This is a genomic window from Flavobacterium agri (assembly GCF_013401995.1).
Classification (GTDB): Bacteria; Bacteroidota; Bacteroidia; order Flavobacteriales; family Flavobacteriaceae; genus Flavobacterium; species Flavobacterium agri.
Map to the genome: position 1 here is coordinate 487923 of NZ_JACBJI010000002.1, position 21199 is coordinate 509121.

Consider the following 21199-nt stretch of genomic DNA (forward strand, 5'->3'; position numbering starts at 1 on the left):
CGGCAGGCGATCCGGCTTACATGATTAAAGGCCACTGTGGCATCATTCGCGTCAGGCCGTAAAAAAACCCGCTTTGGAGCGGGTCTGTGATTCGGGGGTCGTTTATTCGTCTTCGGACGAAGCATCGGCATTGACCGATCCGTTGGCGACATCGCTAAGAAGCGTGTCGGCTTCTTTTTCTTCCGATAAGGTTTGCGCCAGGATTTCGGCAGCATCGTTTTCGCCCAATGTCCTGGCGAACGACACCAACGTTCCGTAGGTCGCGATCTCGTAGTGTTCGACTTTCTGCGCCGCGGCGATTATACCCGCATCGCGCACCGGCCCGGGCACGGTTTCCTCGAGGATGTTTTCGCCTTCCTTTATGAGGCCGGCCATCGCTTCGCATTTTTTACCCTCAGCCTCTTCGCCGATGATGTCGAATATGTCTTCGAGCCGTTCCACCTGGTTGACCGTAACGGCCAGGTGGTCGTCGATAGCCGAAACCAGCGCAGGCGAGGTCGCGTTGTCGCGCATTTTCGGAAGCGCCTTTACCAATGCGTTCTCGGCCCAGTAAATGTCCTTGAGCGCATCGACAAACAAAAGTCTCAGGTTGGTTGCGGCGTCATTGGCCGGTTCTACTAGTTTTCCTTTTTCAAGGTTATTCTTGTTTTCCATGATTGTGTTATGAATATTCCAGGGCTTCACGCGCCCATATACGGTGCTGCGATACGGCAGCGATAAAATTTTCTGTAAAGGAACCCTTGTCGGAATCACCGAAGACCAGGCCTTCATCCGAACTTTCGGCTTTTTGGGCGAATCGCGTGCCCGACATCAGTTCGATGCCTTCGGCTTCGGCTCCTATGACCTTGCAGTGTTTGTAGGCCTCGTTGACGAAATCGAGTACGTCGTCGTTTTCAGACAGCACATTCAGGCCGAGTCCGCCGGGTACGTAAACCGCGTCGAACAGGACCGATGAAGCGGTCAGGAACGTGAAGTCGACCGGCAATTGACCGCCTTTGTCCGTATCGATAAAACCGAGATGAGGTGCGATGATGCAAGCTTTCGCGCCTTCGGCAAGCAAAGCCGATTTCAGTGTCGCCACTTGTTCTTCTGAAACACCGTCGGCACAGACGAACGCGACCTTTCGCGACGAGATCGTGGGGGCGACGGTCGGATTTTTGATCATGCTCAACGCATCCGACGACTCCACGGCCTGCCGGCGGAATGCCGGCTCGTGTTTCTGGTGGTCGTCGTCTGCAGAAACGCCGTGGTTCATAGGTGTTTCGGGTTTTGCGGGGACTTCCAGGCCAAGTCCTTTGGCTACTTCGGCGGCGAGGTCTCCGTCCACCTGAGACAAAAGCCCGAGCATCCTCACGCGGATCGCGGTGGTTTCGACTTTGCCCAATTCGAACCGCAGGGCACGCACGATATGCAGTTTCTCCACATCGGTCTGGCTGTCGAAAAACAGTTTCGCCTGGCTGAAATGGTCCGAAAAGCTGTCGCTGCGCTCGCGGACTTTGTGCGCGTCGATGCGTTCGTTGAAGCTGGAAAACCCGCCTTCGGCAATCTTGGCCTGGTACGGGCAGCCACCGCCGAGCGAGTTCGGATGATAACTCACGCGCCCGATGTTGATTTCCTGGCGCATGTGCCCGTCGCGCTGGTTGTTGTGCATCGTGCTGATCGTACGGTTGATCGGGATTTCGTGGAAATTAGGGCTCCCCAACCGTGACAGTTGCGTATCGGTATACGAAAAAAGACGACCCTGCAACAGCGGATCGTTCGAAAAATCGATGCCCGGAACGACGTGCCCCGGGTGGAAAGCGATCTGTTCGGTCTCGGCAAAGAAATTATCGGGGTTGCGGTTGAGCACCATTTTTCCGATCACCGTCACCGGGACGATTTCTTCGGGAACGAGCTTGGTCGGATCCAAAAGATCGAAATCGAACTTGTCCTCGTCTTCGGCCGGGATCACCTGCACGCCGAATTCCCATTCGGGGAAATGCCCCATTTCGATGGCTTCCCAGAGATCTTGTCGGTGAAAGTCGGGATTCTTGCCCGATATCTTCTGGGCTTCGTCCCAAACTACGGCATGCGTGCCTAATTTCGGCTTCCAGTGGAACTTCACGAAATGGGATTCGCCCTGTTCGTTGATGAGCCTGAAGGTATGCACGCCGAATCCTTCCATCATGCGGTAGCTTCTCGGGATGGCACGGTCAGACATGGTCCACATGATCATGTGCATCGATTCGGGCATGAGCGAGATGAAGTCCCAAAACGTGTCGTGTGCCGAAGCGGCCTGCGGGATCTCGTTGTGCGGCTCGGGTTTTACGGCATGTACCAGATCCGGGAATTTCGCCGCGTCCTGTATAAAGAATACGGGGATGTTGTTGCCCACGAGGTCGTATATGCCTTCATCGGTGTAGAACTTGACCGAAAATCCCCTTACGTCGCGGGCCAGATCGGTGGATCCTCTTGAACCCGCCACGGTAGAAAATCGGGTGAACACGGGCGTGCGCTTGCCTGCTTGCGACAGGAATCCGGCTTTTGTGAACTGCGGGATCGGGTTGGTCACCTCGAAATACCCGTGCGCGCCAGAACCTCTCGCGTGCACGATCCTTTCGGGGATGCGCTCGTGGTCGAAATGGGTGATCTTCTCGCGCAGGATGAAATCTTCGAGCAAAGACGGCCCGCGCTCGCCTGCTTTCAAGGAGTTGTTGTCGTCGTTGATCCTTACGCCCTGGTCGGTGGTCATGAATTTGTTGGCGGCGTCGGATTTATTCTGGAGCAGGTCTTTCTGTTTGCCTTCCTGCCCTTTTATGGGATGTTCCTGGTTCTTCATAGTGTCGGTTTGTGATGCATCAAAGGGACGCAAAATAAAACCGGCGCGGTTACACAATTCTACGGGAACGATATAGCATTAATGCATTTGGCTCAAAGTGTCAGATCCACCGGTTTATGACCCTGTTGAACGACAATCCCTGGACGACGACCGAAAACACGACGATGAAAAAACTGCCTGAGATAATGAAGGGACGGTAAGGCGAATCGGGCAACGACAATGCAAGGGCGACCGATATGCCTCCGCGCAGCCCGCCCCAGGTCAGGATCTTGATGCTGCTGGCGTGCAGCTTCAACCTGTCGCGCAGTAACCTGATCGGGGCGGCGATACTCAACATGCGCGAAAAAAGCAATATGGCGATCACACCGATCCCGCCCAAAAGCGAAAGGCCGTCCACCGATACCGATACCATCTGGAATCCCAAAAGCAGGAACAGTATGGTGTTGAGCAGGCCGTCGAGCAGTTCCCATATTTTTTCGAGGCTTCCGTGCATCCCGCCTATCTTGCGCTGGTCGAAAGACGAATCGGCGATGAGCAGGCCTGCGCAGACTACAGCCAGCGGTACCGAAAAATGGAACATGCTCCCGCATACCGACAAAACCAGCACCAGGCTCAGGGAGAGCATGACGATGTCTTCGAAGACTTTCATGCGGCGCATCATTTGATTCGAGAGGTAGCCAAAAATAAGGCCCGCCGCCATACCGCCGATGATTTCGCGCAGTACGAGCGTCGTAATTCCTTTTAGCGAAAGGACGTTGTCTGCAGAAACCGTCAGGTCGAGGAAAATGAAGAACAGCACGATGCCTATTCCGTCGTTGAACAGGGATTCACCGTGTATGATGGTCCTCAGGTTGTCGGGCACACGTGAAGTCTTGAGCAAAGCCGAGGCGGCGATCGCATCGGTCGGGGATATCAGGGCACCGAAAAGAAGGCAGTAGATGAACGGCGGGCTGCGGTCGAAAAAAGTCAGCCCCAACCAAAGCAAAGTCGCGAAAGCGAGGGCCGATATCATGACGCTCAACGTACTCAGCCATAGGATGCCCCTGACATTTTTCCTCAATTTCGGGACGTCGGATTGGAGTGCCCCGGCAAACAACATGAAGCCCAGCATCACATCGAGCAATATCTTGGAAAAATCGACAGCACCCGAAAGGCGCGATAAGAAAACCGCAGCCGCAGGAAACAAGCGGCTCGCGAATACGGCAAGTACCGATACCACGATCGACAGTACCATGATGCCTACCACACCGGGCAGTTTCATCCATCGGGCGTTGATGTAGCCGAATAAGGTGCAGAGTACGCAAATCGCGGTGATGATCAGCAGGAAGTCCATGGGTTTCGTGAATGAATCCCTGATCGCGGCAATAGAGAGGAGGGGAGATTTACAAGGCAAAGATACGGGATTAGAGCCGATCGGGCTTCGTTGAACAAACGTTAAGGTTATTTTATAAGCCTTGACAAATTCCTGCGTTTGGCAGTAAATTGAGGTAAAATTCCTGGTTATGATATTTTACGCAGATGATGACTACGAAGATTTGGAAATCTTTCGGGAGATCGCAGATGAATTGAACGTCGAACTCGTTACCTTTAATGACGGATTGTCGCTGATCGAGCGGCTCAAAAATCCGCCGCCTACCCCAAGCCTGATTTTCCTCGACATCAATATGCCGGGACACAACGGGCTCCAGATACTGGAAATGATCCGCTCCAACGACCATTGGAAGGACGTACCGGTGATCAGGTTCACCACCTCGGTGGGTGAGGACGTGATCAGGAGGAGCTTGTTTTTGGGCGCTACCTATTACCTGCCGAAAAACCCCGATTACCAAGGGGTGAAGCAATCGGTCAAGTTCGTCATCGGCCACGAATGGAAAGATTTCCTTCCGGAGGAAAAAACGTTCGTTCATCAAAAATCGTCCATGTTCGACCTGCCCTATGAATTCAAGAATGACCAAACCCATTAAACAGCCGAACCTTGGAAAAAGATCAGATCGCAAAGGAAGTAGAGGAAGTCGCCAAACTTCCGATCGTACAAAAAATCCTCGAATTAATCGCCACGACCACGGGCATGAGGTTCGTCGCGATGGCAAAAGTGACGCCTTCGAAATGGGTAGCGCTTTCCGTCCTGGACAAGCTCGGCTACGGCGTGCAGCCCGGGGATGAACTGGAATTGTTCGATACGCTGTGCAGCGAGGTGCGGGAATTCGAAAAACCCGTGGTCATCGACTATGTAGACCGGGACGAGCACTATAAGGACCATGCCATCCCGAAAACCTTCGGGTTCCAAAGCCACATATCGGTGCCCATCATCCGCGGAGACGAGAATTTCTATGGCACGCTTTGTGCCGTCGATCCCGAGCCGAATGACCTCAAGAACGAAAAGACCCTGTCGCTGTTCGCGTTTTTTGCCGACCTGATATCCGATCACCTGGAAATCGTCGATTTGCTGAAGTCGAGCAACAAGGACCTCAAGAACCAGGTCAAGATTTCCAATACGCTCGAAGGGATCATACATTCAAGGACGTCCGATTTGAAGAAAAACGTGCGCGAGCTGGCAAGGTCCAACCAGGAACTCAAGGAATTCAGCTCGATCGCGAGCCATGACCTGCAGGAACCCTTGCGCAAGATACAGACCTACATCAGCTTCATCGAACAGAACGAAAGCACCGGCCTTACCGAAAAGGCCCAAGCTTATTTTGCCAGGATACAGCACGCCGCCGAGCGCATGAGAAGCCTGATCAACGATCTTTTGGCGTATTCCGTGGCCCAAAACGTGCCTTCGCATTTTGAAACCGTAAACCTCGGGAGCATCATTTCCGACGTCACCGAAACCCTGAGTGAGGAAATCGGCTCCAAGAACGCGACGCTGCGCATCGGAGATTTATGCGACGTTACCGTATTCCCGTACCAGATCCGGCAACTTTTCCAGAACCTTATCGGCAATTCCCTTAAATATTCCAGCCAGGACCGGCCGCCGGTGATCGAGATATACTCGGCCAAAATCCTCGGAAAAGACATCGATCCCGATTTTGACCCCGACAGGATGTATTGCAGGATCACGATCAAGGACAACGGCATCGGCTTCGACCAGCAATACGCGTCCAAGATATTCAAAGTCTTCGAGCGGCTGCACGGCAAGACCGATTATTCGGGAACCGGGATCGGGCTGGCCATCGTGAGGAAGATCGTCGAGAACCACGAAGGCTTCATCAGCGGCAAGGGCGAGTTGGGCGTAGGTGCGGAATTCAACGTGTTTTTGCCGTTGGATTTCAAGGCGTAGGGTTAGGGTAGTTCGGGCTTAAGTCGCTTATATTCGGATTAGGGCAAAGGCAAGTATGGTTTGTTTAACAAGGGCGGTGAACGACTATGAAAAGTGTGCCAAACGGCTTATATTTACTTTTTGGGAAATGGCGTCTGGTAAGCCGGGAAGCGATATTGGTCCCTTAAACTTAAGCAGGATATGAAATATTGGGCCTCTTTCATTGCCGTTTTCTTTGACGCCGATGTAGCCGACAACATTTTGGGTTATGGCAAAGCCAATTGGGGAGATCATCTTTCGGCTTACAAAATCGAAAAAGGTGCGAATCTACATATGACCTTATTTTATCTGGGATGGAGCGACAGCAAAGACCTGGAGACCATAAAAAATATCCTGTTGGGTGCTCCCGCCTTGCCGAAATTGGAAGTTACAGGCAAAATATTGACATTCAATACCAGCGAAGATTGCCGATACGTCACATTGGAAGTTCGCCATACGCCTGAAATAGCCGCTCTTTACAGTTATTTGGAACGGAGCCTGCTACAAGCCGATATTTTTTTCAAAGCCCAGGGATTCGTTCCGCACATAACCATTTTGAAAATGCCTAAAGACCTTATCCTGGATTTCCATGACGCTCCATTCCCGTTGACGGTAACAGGCGACAGGCTTTCCCTCTCATCGACGCAAAGTACTTTTTATGAACCACATTGATTATCGCGAGGTAGCCGATATACTGCCATTTCCCCTAACTTTTGACCACATCCTATTGTTGACGGGGTCGAAAGGTTGGGGTATTGCCGAATCTGCCGACAATCTTTCGGACTATGATTTTTTGATTCTTTGCGACCGGCAAAATTTCGATCAGTTGTATGAACGCGATATGACTATTGTGTCTACTACTTTTCGAAACCGGAAATGTTTTGTCCAGATCAGGTCTTTGCAATGGCTTGACGAGAGGCTTGACAGCGAAAGCCTTGACATACAGGTCTTGTATCAATGGATAGTGATGAATGCCCGACTTATTTCGGGAAATGCTGCGCTGTATGATCAAATCAGGAACTCATCTTTAGAAAAATACAGAAAGAACCATGTTCGATACCTTACCCATTACGCCATTAAATACAAGGTTAGGGAGTACGACATGAGGTCGGCAAAAAAAAGAGGCTTGAAGCTGGAGTATCTCCTGTATGCCGCCCAGTACATGGAAAATGCGATAAAACTGCTCTCCAGCCTGCACGGGATGCCTTTTCCTTATCCAAAGTGGTATTCCAAACACCTGCTGCTTTTAGATTCGGCGAACGATGAATTTCTCGAACTGTTGCATTCCGAGACGTTTGCGTTTAACGGCCCGGTTTATGATCTCAAAGAGATGCAGAAAAAAGTCGAGAATTTTTTGTTGTCAAGAGCCGTCGGTACACCATTGGCCATACACGAGACTTTGCGCAACATATTTGAAAAATGGTGGATATACAATGAAAATTGATTTTGTCAGCTTTACCGAAAGGCATTATGCAAACACGTTAATTTTGACGACGCCCTATGTTTGCTTCGAACTTTTTTCGGACAGGAAGGAAGGCATTGAAAAAATCGGATATTATTTGCCCACCCAAACCGTAAGGTCCGGAACCAGGAAGTTTTCCATATATGAGACAACAGTCCCAAATTTCGATGAGTTGCGGCAATGGTGCGTTTCACAGTCGTCAATATCGGCAAAATACAATTTCTATATCGATTCGTACATGGTCGCGCTCGATATGCCGGGAATTGAAGGACAAATCTTCATGGAAGAAAACAACACCGATTACTTTATATACCGAGCTTTGGATAAAATATGCGTTCTCACTTCAGACAAAGGATACGATCAAAATTTATTGTTGAGGTTCGTGCGCGAGATCTACTACCGCGAAGGAATCGGTCAAGGTGCGCTTTTCTTTCACGCCGGAGGTGTGGCGGTCCAGGATAAGGGCATACTGATCATCGGTCCGTCGGGAACAGGGAAAACCACTTTCCTTACCAAGGCTTGTGAATCGGCCGGCGTAGATTTTATCACCAATGACCGTATTTCGATAGATCGTGCAGGCCACCTCAATTCTTTCCCGATGCAGATCAGGATCGGTATCGGAAATTTCAATAACCTGAAGTTGTATCACATGTACCTGAAGCAGCCGAATCGATTCAAAAGATTAAACAATACCTCATCAGAGATTACGAAAGCCGAGTTCAAGTTCGAAGTGGAACCCTCTCTTTTTTGCGAGCTCAACGGAATCGGACATGTCGCTTCGGCACCTCTCGGGTACATCGTCCTGCCAACGCTAAGGCTTGGGATGGGGAGTTCTTTCGAGATTGAGGTTCTTTCGCAAAAAGAAGCGATCCGGATCATGGAAAATGAATTCACGAACCTGAATGATTATGTTTGGCCGGAACCTTGGCTGATAAGACCCGCGATAGAGGAATCGTATACAGAACAAATGGAAGGGATCTATTTGAAATTCTTATTCTTAAATGTTATATTTGGGTTTGAAGCCGATTTTGAAAAAATAATTAAAAACATTCTTGATCATGGAAAAACAGATTGATTTTACCGATTTCTTGCTTTCGAATATTGCCTTTACAAAAAGGGGGCTTATCATTAACGATAAATATTTTTTCGAAGGTTCGCTCGAATCCTTTCTCGGAGGGCTAATCAAAGACGATTCGGGCTCGCGTTATTTCTTTGAGGAAGCGAACGTCAAGATCATCGACTCCGATGTGCAACCCCATCCCTGAATGACCGAAGCAATACAGTACATTGTTGCCTCCCAGACGTATCGGTTACAAAATAGGGACTCCTTCATCAATTTGATCAAGGATGCAGATGCTTGCAATCTATTTGAAAATACCAGGAAGTTACATCTTGCGGCCTTGGCGGCCCATCGGCTTGCTGAGCTGGGTGACGCCGTATCGCCGGAGATGCTGTCCCGTTTCCATTCTTATGGGCAATACCAGGATGCTGCCCGCGGTATTTTTTTCAAAGAGTTGCAGTTCCTTGACCGATCGTTTCGTTCCCATGCCGTTAAAGCGATCCTGCTCAAAGGCGCTTCGTCTTACGGGAAAACCGAAAATGGCCGCAGTTATCGTAAAATCAACGATATCGACCTGCTTCCGTTCCCCGAAACTGATTGGGATGCCTTTTCGCGTGTATTGAAGCAAGCGGGATACATTTTCATGGAGAACGTCGCGCCAGCCGAAAATTATTGTAAGGGTATAGCCGTCAAAGACATACCCGATTCTTTTGTTCCTCAGGCCGCACAGTTTTCCTCCAAGCTTTATCGAGACGGCAATTTCTCGGTATATTTGGATCTTCATCACTCGCTTTTCCTTACCAACAATGGCCGAAACGTTAGGCCGGAACAATATTGCGAAAAATGTCTCGACGAGGGCGGAGCTTTTTTTCGGTTGGTTCCCGAAGCCGAGCTCTCTTATCTGTGCATAAAAGTTTTCGTAGACATCCAACTCTACCTTCAAGGCACGTCACGATGCGAAAGTGTGATGAAACTGGCATCGGATATCGTAGAAAACCTCGAGGGCATGACCTCTGGTCAAATATCGGATGCCATGAAGATTGCAAAGGATTGGGATGCCCTTTACGAGGTAGCAACGGTCTTGAATTTTTGCAGACCTTTGGTTCCCGAAATCAGCTTCGCCAATGATGTTCGCTTTCCTTTTATAGGCTTTGGCGAATTGCTTAACAAGTTACTACGACATGCAAACCATACTATTTCTTAATGCGAGGAGACGAAACTTTTTGGTTCGGTCTATCCAGGATTATATACGATCGTCAGGATACGACTGCCGTCTTATAGTGTGCGAGAGTGACCCGTACGATCCGGTGCGTACCGTCTCGGAGCATTTCTTCCATATTCCTTTCGATGGGCGGGAGCCGTACTTGAAGTCTTTGGAAAATCTTATCCGGACAGAAAAGGTAAATGCCATCGTGGCTTGGAATGACCGGGACTATGAACTTATTTTTGCCCTTCAGCAATTCCTCGACGAAACCGGGGTGGTTGTCCTCGGCCCTAGCAAGGCCTGTTTTGACGTGGTATATAACAAGAAAACCTGCTCCGATTTTTTGCTTCAAAACCAATTTCTCGTTCCAAGCACTTTTTCGGAAGAAAGCGCGGTATTCCCACTTGTCTTAAAACCAGAGAAAGGGTCGGGTAGTGTTGACGTCTATACGATTCGGGATCGTCAGGAATTGGACGCCTATATCAGAAAAATAAGACACCCATTCCTGCAAGAGTCCATAGACGGTACGCATTATACGGTCGACATGTTCAACACAGCCTATAGGAATCCCGCGGCTGCCATTCCGAGAAAACGACTTAAAGTGCACGGTTCAGAATCTTTAGTGGGACAGATTTGCATGCACGCCGATATAATCGATTTATGTTTAAGGATCGGCCGTATTCTCGACGTCGTCGGCGCTTTCAACATCCAGTTGATAGAAAGGGACGGGTCGTATTACGTCCATGACATCAATCTTCGCGTGTCCGGGAGTTGCGATCTTACCATTGCCGCGGGCGCACCGTTACAGGCATGGTTGGTAGATTATGCGATGGGTAAGCGCAGTTCGTTCGATGTCCGAATCAAAGATAAAATGATCATGTCCAAATATTATGAGCCTTGTTTTTTTTGATTGGCTTTGCATCGTCTTGCTGATACTTTTCTTTAACGAAGCATGCGTTGTGAACCTTTACATCCTGGATGCCATACGTTGGTTGAAGCATAAACCGAAACGGCCTTATTCCGAGGACAAGGCTGTCTTGAGCAATCTTTATATTATCATACCGGTGCTCGACGAGATGGCTCTTGTGGAATCAGCCGTGGATTATTTTGTAGACTTGGCGGACAAGTATCCCGAAAACAAGCCTCGTATTTGCTTCGTGACCACTGCGCGCGAATACCTGATGAACGGTTCTGACCACAATACGGTTACCTTGCTCGAGCAAAAAATAGCAAGCCAGGATTTGCCTGTCCTGCATTTCCATTATCACAGAGATGGCGGATTCATGGCAGACCAGATACGCTTCGCTTTGGAACAGATCAAGAAAAAAGAAAGTGTCGATTTTCTCGTTGGGATCTATAACGTAGACTCAAGGCCGGGCGAACTCGAATTTTCTAAAATTCGCGATCTGCAACAGCCTCACGAGCGATATGTGCTGCAGCAATATGCCTTCTATGAGAATCGTCGACTTTCGGGCCGTTATTCTCTTTTGTCGGAAGCCTGCCTATGGCAAACGCGATGGAGTTTAGGGTTTGAGCTTGGCCGCGTCCGACACAATCAAAGGTTGAAGGGTTTCTTCAAGAATCTTCCTGATACGCTCTTCTTGCGTGGGCTGCGATTTGTCTTGCAAAAGTTCAACTATACCATCGGGCATGGCATTTTCTTCAATTCCCGGATTCTCGAAGATCAGCACCCGTATCCTATACATTTCCAGAATGAAGATGCCTATTGGGGTTATGAGCTGGCATTGCGCCAAATCGAAATACACCCGCTCCAGACTTTGGAAACGGCCCATTTTACGAGTTGCATCCGTACTTATATAAAACAGCAGGCGGTTTGGTTCAATGGGCCGTTGTCGGCGTTCAATTATTATTTTTATTATTTCGGCCGCCATAAAAAGCCGTTGTCCCGATCATTCGTCGGACTGCTGACATCGTTGAAGTTGTTCATGCATGCGGTTTACTGGATTTTTTCACCATACGCAGTGCTTTTTTTGTTGCCGTTCCTATTGTACCACAACCGGTTGGGGATAGTGGCGGTGTGTATCTACATCGTTTCTCTGGTTGCCTATCTCTGGATCCCGAACAAGATAATCGCCTATCATTTCCCCGAAAGGAAGCTTCCTAAATCTTCTTTCTTTCTCGGCCTGGTTTTTTACCTGCTGCATACGTTCGGGCCTTTGGTCTGTTGTTGGAAGCTGGTTTACGTGAAAAAAGAAGACCGAAAAAGCAAAACAAAAAAAATGGCTTATGAGTATTAAAATTGTCGTCATAACCGGCGTAACGGGTGCGTTGGGCAGCCGTCTTGCCGATAAGTACATCGCCGGGAAATACCATGTCATCGGCATTTCGGGCATTTCGGGTAAAAGCAATCCGCACATCGGGACAGCGAACTATTGCGAGATTCCGTTCGATCTGGAACGGCTCGATGAAAAGAACTCAAAAAATCTTGTCGCACTCATCGAGGGGCAAATCCCCGAAAGAGCCTATTCCATTAGCCTTATACATTGTGCCGGTAAATATTTTCATAAGAACGAAGAAAACCCCGATGTTCTCGACCGGAGCTATTCCTTGCATTGCAAATCCCTTTACCTGCTCTCGGAATGCCTATCGCGGTATTGGGGAAATGCCGGCACAACAGGTTGTATCGTGGCAGTAAGTTCGAACCTGACCAAACGTCACAACGACAACATACCTTATATTGTGAGCAAGTCGGCCATGAATGCGCTCATGCAGGGACTTTCTTTCCGCATGGGAAAATTCGGGATACCTTGCTATACGGTACTTCCCGGTATTTTTATGAGTCCGATGTCCCAAAACACAAGCGAACAGAAAATAGAGCAGATACGGTCGCGCAGCATCAACCGACAAATCGTTGACATCGAGGACTTGGCATCGTTCATAACCCAACTTGAAAAAGAAAAAAAAATGTATCTTTCATCACAAGAATTCTGTGTGGACTATGGAAACAGCCTCAGATTTTAATATGGTTTTCCCTCCGATCATAGAAATCCAGACCTATAGCCGATGCAATGCCAATTGTATCATTTGTCCTTACGAAGCAACAGAGGCCAAATACGGCATTACCAAAATGCCCGACAGTTTGCTGCAGCAGATTTTAGATGAAATACGCCTGAATTCGCACCATGTCAAAACGGTCATTCCGTACCTCAATAATGAACCTTCTCTTGACAATAGGCTGATTCCCACTCTCCAGTACCTCAAAAGCCACGGACTGAAAACCGAAGTCTCTTCCAATTTTTCGGGTTTTACCGAAAGCAAGATCGATACCCTCATCGAACAAGAGCTCGTCGATGACTTGCGCATCAGTTTTTTCGGAGGGACAAAGGCATCGTATTCCCAAATCATGCCGGGATTGAATTTTGACCAAACCGTCAAAAAGATAGAGTACTTCATTTCAAAAGCTTCCGGTAAGCAGATTCTCGACAATACCTGTTTGATACTTGTCTTATCGCCGGAATTGGATATCTCCGAGGAAACGGTGGCCTTGAAGAAGATTTTTCCTCATTTGAGAATCCGTTTTTTCGGTTACCTTGACCGGGCCGGGAACAACACGTTGAAAAACGACACGCTTAAAACGTACGACGGATTGCAGCTTAGCGGCTGTTCGCTCAAAAGACCTTTCGAGAGATGCTGCATCGATGCCTCGGGAAACGTCATTTTGTGCTCGCAGGATTGGGATAAGGAAGTTATCGTGGGCAATGTTTCGCAATCGAGCATAACCCAAGTCTGGAACTCCGTTTCGTTTAAAGATGTACGCGACATGATTCTGGGGAAATCGCATTCCGATCCCGATTTCATCTGCTATAACTGTAAGTTGGCAGAATTTCAAACCTCCTCCAGGTCTGGCATCTTGAACTTTAAAGGCGACCGTTATGTCGATCAAAACGACGTGAAGTTGTTGAACCCGGATTCGTTTTGAGCAAGAGACCCGAGTGAACTATGCCACACGTTGCTCCTGTCAGTTCACCGCCACCCCAACCCTGGCGCCACATGCTCCAAAATAGAAGACAACACATGCACGTTGTAATCGACGCCTAACGTATTCGGTATCGTCAACAACAGCGTATCGGCTTCCCGGATCGCTTCGTCCTCGGCCAATTCCTTGATGAGTTTGTCGGGTTCGGCGGCATAGCTGCGTCCGAAAATGGCTTGCTTTCCGGGCTCGATCATGCCAAGCGAATCGCTTTTGCCCGATTGTCCGAAATAAATACGGTCTTGATCATTAACCAACGCAAAAATGGAACGGCTTACCGACACTCTCGGTTCTCGTGTGTGTCCGGCTTTTTTCCAAGCTTCTTTGTAGAGCCTGATTTGTTCGGCTTGTTGTATATGGAACGGTTTTCCGCTTTCGTCGTATTTCAATGTAGAACTTTGCAGGTACATGCCGTTTTCGGCCGCCCAAACAGCCGTAGCATTCGAAGCGGCTCCCCACCAGATGCGTTCGCGCAATCCCGGTGCGTGAGGTTCCAATCGCAGCAATCCCGGAGGATTCGGAAACATCGGATACGGATTCGGCTCGGCAAATCCGACTCCTTTCAATTTGTCGAGGAATTCCAAGGCTTTACGGCGTCCCATATCGGCATCCGATTCTCCTTCGTCGGGTTCGTACCCGAAATAACGCCAGCCGTCGATCACCTGTTCGGGCGAACCTCTGCTGATGCCGAGTTGCAGGCGTCCTTTCGAAATCAAATCGGCAGCGCCGGCGTCTTCTACCATATATAGCGGGTTTTCGTACCGCATGTCGATGACTCCGGTTCCGATTTCGATCGTATTTGTCCTGGCTCCGATGGCGGAAAGCAACGGAAACGGCGAGGCGAGCTGTGCCGCGAAATGATGTACTCGGAAATACGCGCCGTCAAGACCTAATTCTTCGGCGGCTACAGCTAAATCAATAGATTGCAGTAACGTGTCAGCTGCGGTACGCGTGGCGTAGGCGGGATGGTTGGCCCAATGGCCGAAGGAGAGGAAGCCGAGGGATTTCATTTTTTAAAGTTAGAAATTTTTGTTTGAGGAAAGAATATGATTCGTCTTAAAGATTACCATAGGGGTGTGATTAATACGACTTATTTAAACAGAGATCAATAATATCCTCAGGCATTCAGCTGCATTATCTACCGTTTTTTCGTAGCCTTTTTGACGACGATTACCTAAATTTAGTTTGGAGTGAACGACCGTTACATTTCATTGAGAATTAATTCTGCGAGGTTGAGGAAATTTACAATAGAAAATTCAATTACGAGATTATGTTGCACCTTATGCTTAACCCTCTACTATAATCTTAGACACTAATTACCTTAGTATACCAAATTAAACAATCCTCCTGTTTTAGGATGGGTTGTTCCTTTCAAGTATTTTAAAGTTCGTTCTAACTTCACCTATTAATCCTTGCATATCGATTGCAAGATGCCAATGAGCAAGGTGAGGAATATCAATGAATATCGGAGATTTAAGAACAAGCCCACCGATGTATTTATATCGTCTGCCTCTTTTGTACAATTCGAGATTGTTCGCATCCATCAACCGAACGTTTGCGGCACTTCCGGACAATTCAAGTTTGACTGTCTTTCGATTGCCTTTCATGCCTAAGTCGTAGTGTATAAACTGCATAACTGGTAATTGTAGTGTATCATTGTTGGATATAAAAAGCCAAAAGACTGGCTCAATTGGCCAGTCTTTTAGTCATCAGTGCATGTTTTAAATATCGAGGTTATCCAAGTCCAATGCTGGATAATGTTCTTTTGCGTAGACAAGAAATTCGTCCAATGATCCTCTGTACTTTAGAACAAAGTCTATTAAATCGTGTTTCGGTTTACGATAGACACGATAAATCTCTTTGATGACTGCTTTTTTGGAACCGTCTTTTAGAAGTCTCATCGTTTTATCATTGGCATCGTCATCGGTCTTTGATTTCTTCATCAGGTCGACAGCAATATAATTACTCGAAACAAACCAGTTATAATATGTTGAGTACATCCTATGACCAGCAACAATTTCGTTCGGAATAAGGATTATCCTTTTACCTTTATATTCAGGAAGATTATAAGTCGTAGTAGCCCACTGACCTGTATTGTCATTGTAATACTCGATTTGGGTTGGATACGTCTGAATGGAGTGCTTGATACATTGCTCCTCGGTGAATTGAGCAAATACATTTCTGCAAACATTTGAAATTACATCAGACATGATGTCCTGACCGATTCCTTCCACCAATAAAAGCACGTTGTGAGCTTCGTTTGTAATAGAAAGTCCTTGTTGAGCAAATCGGTTTCGTCTTAGAGAGTCAAAAACCGATTTAGAGCGTTCTTTAGCCATTGCCTTACCCTTATTCGAGTCGGAATATCCGAGATGGTATTCATTCGGCTCATGTAAGTGGGAAAGAAATTTCATACCATTGACTTTATCGTTTGTCATGATAAAATTTCGATTCAAGTATTTCAAGAAAGATTCCATCTGACCGTAAATTGTATCAATTCTTGGGTCTTGCCTATTGTTTGCAATCAAAAAAGGGCAAATAAATGCAAGTAAATCCTCGTCCATAGGTATATCAATGAACTCTACGTGACGAGTTCTAATACCGAAATGCTCTCTAAATGTGTTTGTCTGTTTCATTTTTCTTTTCTGTTTTCGTTTTGATTAATGACTGAAATGGCAATACACAATAGTAGGATACCTGCCCCAAAAAGTAGCCCTCCATTTGTTTCGCTGGCCGAGAAACACTTGTCGCCATAGCATAGTTTAAATTCATTTTTCATGGTTAAGTTGAATTTGGATTAATGTTACTTTTCTTTTGTAACGCCTTTAAACGGATCGTTACTTGACGTTTTAACGTCCATGAACCTACCCGTTTCGGTGTCACGTTTAGTCCAAAGTCCCGTCTTTGGATTTTGTACTTGTGAGCGACCAGTTACCGCTCCTTTTCTTGAATTGTCCCCGCTCGGACTGTTTTTAGCCATATTGTTAAAAATTTAGAGTTTATATAAGTCTTAAGTATAAAGTGTGACAAAAGCATATTTCTTTTACATTTGTCACTGATTTGAGTTATAAATGATGAGTATGAGTTTAGAAGAATTGCAAGAGATATTACTTGCTTTTAGCTACAGGGATGAAGATGAAAAGGAAGCGCATCGTTCATTCAATATTTTATATCGGAAATTCAGTAAAACAGTTTGTTCTGTTTGCAAATCGATGCTCAAACAAATGGGCATCTTTGACGAAGAGCTAATGAATACTGCGGTGAACAATACGTTCATAAAGATATATGAAGCACCTAAGTTAGATTTTACCCCTACAGTAGGCGCGTCTGTCGTTTCCTCTTTCGAAGCATATTTAGCCGTAATTTTGAGAAACGAGATTTTTAACCTACTTAAAGGTGTCGATAAAAATATACGCCTAGTTGATAATTATATAGACGATAAATTTGCAGAGGAAACAATTGAGACTGATACGAATGAAAGTGAAAATATGAAATTGTTGTCTCAAATTTTAAATACATTCAATGAAAGAGATAGACAAATTGTTATAGCCTTATATAGTTTTTATGAGGAAGGAAAGAAGAATCCTTCAGAATTTTTGGATATGTTAGCAACGACTTATGGGACAACAAAAGCTAACATTAGAAAAATTAAAGAAAGGAAAGATAAAGAAATCAAGGATTTTTTTGCAAAACATTCACCATTAAAGCCCCTGAAATGAGCAGTAAACATAAAACAATCGGTGAAATTTTTGATGATGCTGGGATGGTATTCCCTACAACTCCTAAAGCAATCGAGGAGTTTAAAAAACACCATAATGTTGAAGATGAATGCCCATTAAATTTTGAGAACCCAATTGATATTATAATGGGTGGAAGAAAAGAGTTAAAATCACATACGCCAATTAATCTTTTCATTCCTAATGATGGTGTGCAAAATTTGGCCATGGCTGCAAGACAAGGAAAATCTATTCCGCTTGATATTAAGGCTAAAATGATTGAAGACAAGAAAAATGCACAACAAAAGTAAAGGCGATTTTCTTACTGATTTTCAAAAGGATAATATAGAATCCTTAGCGGAGTATGTGGCTGATTACTATTGTCCAAAAGGAGCAGTAAATCCAGAAATCATAGCTGAACAATCAAAGATATCTTTTTCCTATGGCAATTATGGTGACTCGTTTGATGGACTTCTTGAGCATGAATATGGCAAATTCCACATTTATATAAATAATGATCGATTAGTTCATCCATATACAGAAAGAGCAAGATTTACTTTTGCTCATGAAATTGGGCATTACTATATAGATCATCATCGCAATGCATTAGCGCAAGGGTTAGCGCCATCTCATCCATCATTTACTGGATTTGTCAGTGATAATTTGGTAGAACGTGAAGCGGATTTTTTTGCATCATGTCTGCTATTACCAAAAAATCGTTTTAAACAAGACTGTTTTAGAAGGAAATTTGAATTTAAGTTAATTCAAGAACTATCTAAAAAATATCAAACTAGTTTAACAGCGACCGCTTTACGTTATGCAACAATTGGTTGTTCACCAATAATGGTTGTTTACAGTGTATCAAATACCATCAAATGGTATTGGTATACCTATGATTTTCCATTTTGGTCATTGAAACATGGCAAGCTAAGAGTCCCTGAGGACACCGCGGCCGGGGAATATTTTTCTAAAGGAAAGGAATATACGTCGAGCGAAATTGTCTTTGCTGATGATTGGTTTAATATAAAGTTTGAATCAGATATGAGTAGACAATTCTTTGAGCATTGTGTATATGGCAAACAACAAAATGTATTGAGTATAATATGGGAAAAATGAAGAAAATATAACCTTTATACATATTCCAAACATTAGAATAATGAAACCATTAGCACAGCACATCATCGAAGGTCTTAAGGAAAAATCAGAACCTGTGATTGAAAACGTAGTTAAGGAGACTACAGAGGAAAAGGAAGAAGATAAGCAAACTCTGAGTTTGTTGGAATTGGCTACTGTGGGTAATGATAAGGAAGGCTAAGTTGATTTGTCAGCATTGAAAAGATAGCGTGTAACATATCTAAAAAACACAAACATATTTACTGTTCCTGATGTAATCAATGCGATTAGAACTTCATCAGACAAGTAAAGTTTGTGTTGACCTGATGCAATGATTACTACCATTAAGAATGCTACCCAAAAGACCGTTAATCGAAAGATGCATTCAGCATAGTGCTTACGTTCCTCCCTATTTTGTTTCTCGTTTTCTAAGTCTGATAAATGTTTTTCATAAAAAGCACGTTCACGTCCTGAAAGTGGTGTTTCAGGCGCGTCCTGTGCAGCTTTAGCCATCGCATCAAGAATGTCTTTGGCTGATTTGTTATTTGCCTTATCCTGCGCCACCAGCAAAATTGTAGTTCTTGAAAGGGCTAAAAAATTCCTCCATCGATTTATTGGAAATGATTTGCTCGTCTTTTTTTCTTGCTTCCGTCCAAGGTGCGCCTTCTTTATGCGTCCAATTTGATAATTGAATGGCAGAAACTCGTTTTGATATCTCTAAAGCAAATTCAATTGCATCTCGACTATCGATATCAAGGTCAATTTCCGGAATATCATTCGAAACAGGAATTTCTTTGTTGCCATAGGTCTTAAATCTATGATAGACTTCACGCACAACAGGGCCATAAGGCCAAACTTCAATCGGATCTTCTATTAGAGGTGTTCCACTTTTGGCTAAATACAATCCATTTGCTATGTACAAAAGTTTCTGGAGCTTCATATTTGAAAGCTCCTGTCCATCTTGTTTAGCTTTTTTGAGAATTTGGTTGGCGATTGTTAGAGCTGAATAAGGCATATAATTAGAATTTCGGGTTGGACAAAGGAATGCTCTGAAATAAGCAATTACGGAATGTAAGTTTAACAAAGCTACGAATTTAAAGAATATGTATAACAATCCTTCCCTAGAATTGTCACACGTCAATCCCGTTTATTAATTTTACCATAATAAAATATTCGTGCTTAATTGCATTATTGCTTAAATCCACTCACCACCCTGAAATCGCAAGATTTCTTGATTTTACAAGCAAATAATGTTATGAGGTACGCCAGTATGGCGTGGCTTGTGTCATTGCTTGTAAGGGATGTGGTGTCCTGGATTTAAGTGTGGTACAATGTCCACGCTTATTTTATTGCAAGCAGTTAAACTTAAATCCATACACCACATGAAAAAGTATCGAATCCTATTCGGTAGAGCATCTCTATTGGCTCTATTTACCTCAATTGGTCTGAATGGCCAGCAATCAACCAAAATCCAAATTACCCCTGAACTTGCCAAGCAAGCCATCGAAAAGCACAATTTGTATCGCACGCAAATTTTTCCTGTGCATCGAAAGGAAATCGAATATCACACTAAGGACACCGCTTATGCTACAAAACGGGACTACAAGTATGCCTTGCAAATGATTGAGAAATACAAGGATTTCGATTCTCCATCCAGTTTCCAATACTGAAATCCCACGACTTATTGCTAATGCAATTAGTCCGCCAGTTGATGTCCCGCAAATCATATCAAAATAGTCTCCGACTTTTTTACCAGTTTTTTCTTCAATTCTAGCAAGAACTGATGCGCTATATAGACCTTTTATTCCACCACCGTCTATCGTGAGGATTTTGAAAACGTTCTTATCGTTTGTTTCCATTGAAATTTTGTTTAAAGCTGTTGTTGATTGTACTTGGGACGAACATAATAGCGCACAACTTGTTTATATGGGCAATAAAACACCAACATATAAATTAGGCAAAACAAATCTAACGCATTTTTCTTCACCCAGTTACGGTTTTCCATAAACCAAAAAAAAGACCGCTTAGCGGTCCTTCAAATTATTCAAAAAAATCAGTTTTTATTTCTTCTCTCCGCTTCCAACAACCTCTCATAAAGCTCCACAATCTTATCAATCGGGTTAAAATTATAAATCGGACCAAAACTTTGTCCGGTAGCATTATCTCCAAACGTATTGAAATAATTAATCACGCCCTCCTCACTAAAATTCTTTATAGCCTCCGGCGTCACCCCCAATGCCTTCGCCACCTCAACCAACTTCTCCTCATCGATCGTCTCGCTGTTCTCCATGAGCGAAATGGCCTGTTGGTTCGTGCCGAGTGCCTGGGCCAGGGCTTCCTGCTTCATGTCGCGCAGTTCGCGGATGCGGCTTATTTTTCTTCCGATGTGGTTTTTGGTAGGTGTCATGGTGCAAAGGTATTAGGGTGAATGAAACTCCTCAAATGTATAAAACATGTACCATACATGAAAAAATGATGGGGTACATATTGGGTTGTGGCGTACTTGCGGGTCTGACAAAAATACACTTTTTCAC

25 protein-coding genes are annotated in these 21199 nt (G+C 45.4%); 15 read left to right on the forward strand and 10 right to left on the reverse strand.

Annotated elements, in window-relative coordinates; genetic code table 11:
* Positions 1 to 102: 102 nt before the first annotated feature.
* The 3 genes from HZF10_RS06095 to HZF10_RS06105 all read right to left on the reverse strand — a co-directional run bounded on the left by HZF10_RS06095 (position 103) and on the right by HZF10_RS06105 (position 4151).
* A complete protein-coding gene (locus HZF10_RS06095; RefSeq protein ID WP_176005294.1) occupies positions 103 to 654 on the reverse strand; it encodes a YciE/YciF ferroxidase family protein in 552 nt (183 codons plus the stop codon).
* A gap of 7 nt (positions 655 to 661) precedes the next feature.
* A complete protein-coding gene (locus HZF10_RS06100; RefSeq protein WP_176005295.1) occupies positions 662 to 2818 on the reverse strand; it encodes a catalase in 2157 nt (718 codons plus the stop codon).
* 100 nt (positions 2819 to 2918) lie between these two features.
* Positions 2919 to 4151 carry a cation:proton antiporter gene (locus HZF10_RS06105; RefSeq protein ID WP_176005296.1) on the reverse strand — a complete coding sequence of 411 codons (1233 nt, stop codon included), beginning with the start codon at positions 4149 to 4151 and terminating at the stop codon, positions 2919 to 2921.
* A 169-nt stretch (positions 4152 to 4320) separates the two neighbouring features.
* Here HZF10_RS06105 and HZF10_RS06110 point away from each other — a divergent pair, with 169 nt between their 5' ends.
* The 11 genes from HZF10_RS06110 to HZF10_RS06160 all read left to right on the forward strand — a co-directional run bounded on the left by HZF10_RS06110 (position 4321) and on the right by HZF10_RS06160 (position 13782).
* Positions 4321 to 4782, forward strand: a complete 462-nt coding sequence (locus tag HZF10_RS06110; protein WP_176005297.1) for a response regulator — start codon at positions 4321 to 4323, stop codon at positions 4780 to 4782.
* Positions 4783 to 4793: 11 nt separating this feature from the next.
* Positions 4794 to 6098 carry a GAF domain-containing sensor histidine kinase gene (locus HZF10_RS06115; protein WP_176005298.1) on the forward strand — a complete coding sequence of 435 codons (1305 nt, stop codon included), beginning with the start codon at positions 4794 to 4796 and terminating at the stop codon, positions 6096 to 6098.
* A gap of 180 nt (positions 6099 to 6278) precedes the next feature.
* Positions 6279 to 6788 carry a 2'-5' RNA ligase family protein gene (locus HZF10_RS06120; RefSeq protein WP_176005299.1) on the forward strand — a complete coding sequence of 170 codons (510 nt, stop codon included), beginning with the start codon at positions 6279 to 6281 and terminating at the stop codon, positions 6786 to 6788.
* Positions 6775 to 7560 carry a hypothetical protein gene (locus HZF10_RS06125; protein WP_176005300.1) on the forward strand — a complete coding sequence of 262 codons (786 nt, stop codon included), beginning with the start codon at positions 6775 to 6777 and terminating at the stop codon, positions 7558 to 7560. Before HZF10_RS06120 ends, HZF10_RS06125 begins: the two co-directional genes overlap by 14 nt.
* Complete coding sequence (locus HZF10_RS06130; RefSeq protein WP_176005301.1) at positions 7550 to 8653, forward strand: hypothetical protein; 1104 nt, start codon at positions 7550 to 7552, stop codon at positions 8651 to 8653. The genes HZF10_RS06125 and HZF10_RS06130 overlap by 11 nt, the downstream gene beginning before the upstream one ends.
* A complete protein-coding gene (locus tag HZF10_RS06135; RefSeq protein WP_176005302.1) occupies positions 8637 to 8843 on the forward strand; it encodes a hypothetical protein in 207 nt (68 codons plus the stop codon). Before HZF10_RS06130 ends, HZF10_RS06135 begins: the two co-directional genes overlap by 17 nt.
* Positions 8844 to 9842, forward strand: coding sequence for a nucleotidyltransferase family protein (locus tag HZF10_RS06140; protein WP_176005303.1), 999 nt, complete (start codon positions 8844 to 8846; stop codon positions 9840 to 9842).
* A 169-nt stretch (positions 9843 to 10011) separates the two neighbouring features.
* The gene (locus HZF10_RS06145) at positions 10012 to 10752 is read left to right on the forward strand and encodes an ATP-grasp domain-containing protein (RefSeq protein ID WP_176005304.1); all 741 of its coding nucleotides are present in this window, start codon (positions 10012 to 10014) and stop codon (positions 10750 to 10752) included.
* A gap of 49 nt (positions 10753 to 10801) precedes the next feature.
* On the forward strand, positions 10802 to 12100 hold the full coding sequence (locus HZF10_RS06150; RefSeq protein WP_218833178.1) for a glycosyltransferase family 2 protein: 1299 nt from the start codon (positions 10802 to 10804) through the stop codon (positions 12098 to 12100).
* On the forward strand, positions 12090 to 12824 hold the full coding sequence (locus HZF10_RS06155; protein WP_176005306.1) for an SDR family oxidoreductase: 735 nt from the start codon (positions 12090 to 12092) through the stop codon (positions 12822 to 12824). Before HZF10_RS06150 ends, HZF10_RS06155 begins: the two co-directional genes overlap by 11 nt.
* Entirely contained in the window at positions 12802 to 13782 is a 981-nt protein-coding gene (locus HZF10_RS06160) for a radical SAM/SPASM domain-containing protein (RefSeq protein WP_176005307.1), read from the forward strand. The genes HZF10_RS06155 and HZF10_RS06160 overlap by 23 nt, the downstream gene beginning before the upstream one ends.
* Before the next feature lie 44 nt (positions 13783 to 13826).
* Here the strand turns inward: HZF10_RS06160 and HZF10_RS06165 are convergent, their stop codons facing one another.
* The 3 genes from HZF10_RS06165 to HZF10_RS06175 form a co-directional block, all read right to left on the reverse strand.
* Entirely contained in the window at positions 13827 to 14846 is a 1020-nt protein-coding gene (locus HZF10_RS06165) for an LLM class flavin-dependent oxidoreductase (protein ID WP_176005308.1), read from the reverse strand.
* Positions 14847 to 15188: 342 nt separating this feature from the next.
* Positions 15189 to 15470, reverse strand: a complete 282-nt coding sequence (locus tag HZF10_RS18160) for a DUF1883 domain-containing protein (RefSeq protein WP_176005309.1) — start codon at positions 15468 to 15470, stop codon at positions 15189 to 15191.
* A gap of 87 nt (positions 15471 to 15557) precedes the next feature.
* Positions 15558 to 16472: a DUF8370 family protein gene (locus HZF10_RS06175; RefSeq protein WP_176005310.1), complete on the reverse strand. Its 915-nt coding sequence runs from the start codon at positions 16470 to 16472 to the stop codon at positions 15558 to 15560.
* Between the two features lie 444 nt (positions 16473 to 16916).
* Between HZF10_RS06175 and HZF10_RS06180 the strand changes: the two genes are divergently transcribed.
* From HZF10_RS06180 to HZF10_RS06195, 4 genes are read left to right on the forward strand one after another with little or no spacing between them, the layout of a single operon-like run.
* On the forward strand, positions 16917 to 17555 hold the full coding sequence (locus HZF10_RS06180; RefSeq protein WP_176005311.1) for a sigma-70 family RNA polymerase sigma factor: 639 nt from the start codon (positions 16917 to 16919) through the stop codon (positions 17553 to 17555).
* A complete protein-coding gene (locus HZF10_RS06185) occupies positions 17552 to 17863 on the forward strand; it encodes a hypothetical protein (RefSeq protein WP_176005312.1) in 312 nt (103 codons plus the stop codon). Before HZF10_RS06180 ends, HZF10_RS06185 begins: the two co-directional genes overlap by 4 nt.
* On the forward strand, positions 17832 to 18668 hold the full coding sequence (locus HZF10_RS06190) for an ImmA/IrrE family metallo-endopeptidase (protein ID WP_176005313.1): 837 nt from the start codon (positions 17832 to 17834) through the stop codon (positions 18666 to 18668). Before HZF10_RS06185 ends, HZF10_RS06190 begins: the two co-directional genes overlap by 32 nt.
* Positions 18669 to 18708: 40 nt before the next feature.
* Positions 18709 to 18867, forward strand: a complete 159-nt coding sequence (locus tag HZF10_RS06195) for a hypothetical protein (RefSeq protein ID WP_176005314.1) — start codon at positions 18709 to 18711, stop codon at positions 18865 to 18867.
* Here the strand turns inward: HZF10_RS06195 and HZF10_RS06200 are convergent.
* From HZF10_RS06200 to HZF10_RS06215, 4 genes are all read right to left on the reverse strand, one after another.
* Entirely contained in the window at positions 18864 to 19229 is a 366-nt protein-coding gene (locus HZF10_RS06200) for a hypothetical protein (protein ID WP_176005315.1), read from the reverse strand. The genes HZF10_RS06195 and HZF10_RS06200 overlap by 4 nt on opposite strands.
* Complete coding sequence (locus tag HZF10_RS06205; protein ID WP_176005316.1) at positions 19216 to 19680, reverse strand: Panacea domain-containing protein; 465 nt, start codon at positions 19678 to 19680, stop codon at positions 19216 to 19218. The genes HZF10_RS06200 and HZF10_RS06205 overlap by 14 nt, the downstream gene beginning before the upstream one ends.
* Before the next feature lie 445 nt (positions 19681 to 20125).
* Entirely contained in the window at positions 20126 to 20524 is a 399-nt protein-coding gene (locus HZF10_RS18075) for a patatin-like phospholipase family protein (protein ID WP_246282488.1), read from the reverse strand.
* 194 nt (positions 20525 to 20718) lie between these two features.
* A complete protein-coding gene (locus HZF10_RS06215) occupies positions 20719 to 21072 on the reverse strand; it encodes a helix-turn-helix domain-containing protein (protein ID WP_176005317.1) in 354 nt (117 codons plus the stop codon).
* Positions 21073 to 21199: the final 127 nt, after the last annotated feature.

Coding starts and splice junctions, on each gene's coding strand:
- HZF10_RS06095 (WP_176005294.1), bottom strand. CDS start 654: ATGGAAAACAAGAATAACCTTGAAAAAGGAAAACTAGTAGAACCGGCC.
- HZF10_RS06100 (WP_176005295.1), bottom strand. CDS start 2,818: ATGAAGAACCAGGAACATCCCATAAAAGGGCAGGAAGGCAAACAGAAA.
- HZF10_RS06105 (WP_176005296.1), bottom strand. CDS start 4,151: ATGGACTTCCTGCTGATCATCACCGCGATTTGCGTACTCTGCACCTTA.
- HZF10_RS06110 (WP_176005297.1), top strand. CDS start 4,321: ATGATATTTTACGCAGATGATGACTACGAAGATTTGGAAATCTTTCGG.
- HZF10_RS06120 (WP_176005299.1), top strand. CDS start 6,279: ATGAAATATTGGGCCTCTTTCATTGCCGTTTTCTTTGACGCCGATGTA.
- HZF10_RS06125 (WP_176005300.1), top strand. CDS start 6,775: ATGAACCACATTGATTATCGCGAGGTAGCCGATATACTGCCATTTCCC.
- HZF10_RS06130 (WP_176005301.1), top strand. CDS start 7,550: ATGAAAATTGATTTTGTCAGCTTTACCGAAAGGCATTATGCAAACACG.
- HZF10_RS06135 (WP_176005302.1), top strand. CDS start 8,637: ATGGAAAAACAGATTGATTTTACCGATTTCTTGCTTTCGAATATTGCC.
- HZF10_RS06140 (WP_176005303.1), top strand. CDS start 8,844: ATGACCGAAGCAATACAGTACATTGTTGCCTCCCAGACGTATCGGTTA.
- HZF10_RS06155 (WP_176005306.1), top strand. CDS start 12,090: ATGAGTATTAAAATTGTCGTCATAACCGGCGTAACGGGTGCGTTGGGC.
- HZF10_RS06160 (WP_176005307.1), top strand. CDS start 12,802: ATGGAAACAGCCTCAGATTTTAATATGGTTTTCCCTCCGATCATAGAA.
- HZF10_RS06165 (WP_176005308.1), bottom strand. CDS start 14,846: ATGAAATCCCTCGGCTTCCTCTCCTTCGGCCATTGGGCCAACCATCCC.
- HZF10_RS18160 (WP_176005309.1), bottom strand. CDS start 15,470: ATGCAGTTTATACACTACGACTTAGGCATGAAAGGCAATCGAAAGACA.
- HZF10_RS06175 (WP_176005310.1), bottom strand. CDS start 16,472: ATGAAACAGACAAACACATTTAGAGAGCATTTCGGTATTAGAACTCGT.
- HZF10_RS06180 (WP_176005311.1), top strand. CDS start 16,917: ATGAGTTTAGAAGAATTGCAAGAGATATTACTTGCTTTTAGCTACAGG.
- HZF10_RS06185 (WP_176005312.1), top strand. CDS start 17,552: ATGAGCAGTAAACATAAAACAATCGGTGAAATTTTTGATGATGCTGGG.
- HZF10_RS06195 (WP_176005314.1), top strand. CDS start 18,709: ATGAAACCATTAGCACAGCACATCATCGAAGGTCTTAAGGAAAAATCA.
- HZF10_RS06205 (WP_176005316.1), bottom strand. CDS start 19,680: ATGCCTTATTCAGCTCTAACAATCGCCAACCAAATTCTCAAAAAAGCT.
- HZF10_RS18075 (WP_246282488.1), bottom strand. CDS start 20,524: ATGGAAACAAACGATAAGAACGTTTTCAAAATCCTCACGATAGACGGT.
- HZF10_RS06215 (WP_176005317.1), bottom strand. CDS start 21,072: ATGACACCTACCAAAAACCACATCGGAAGAAAAATAAGCCGCATCCGC.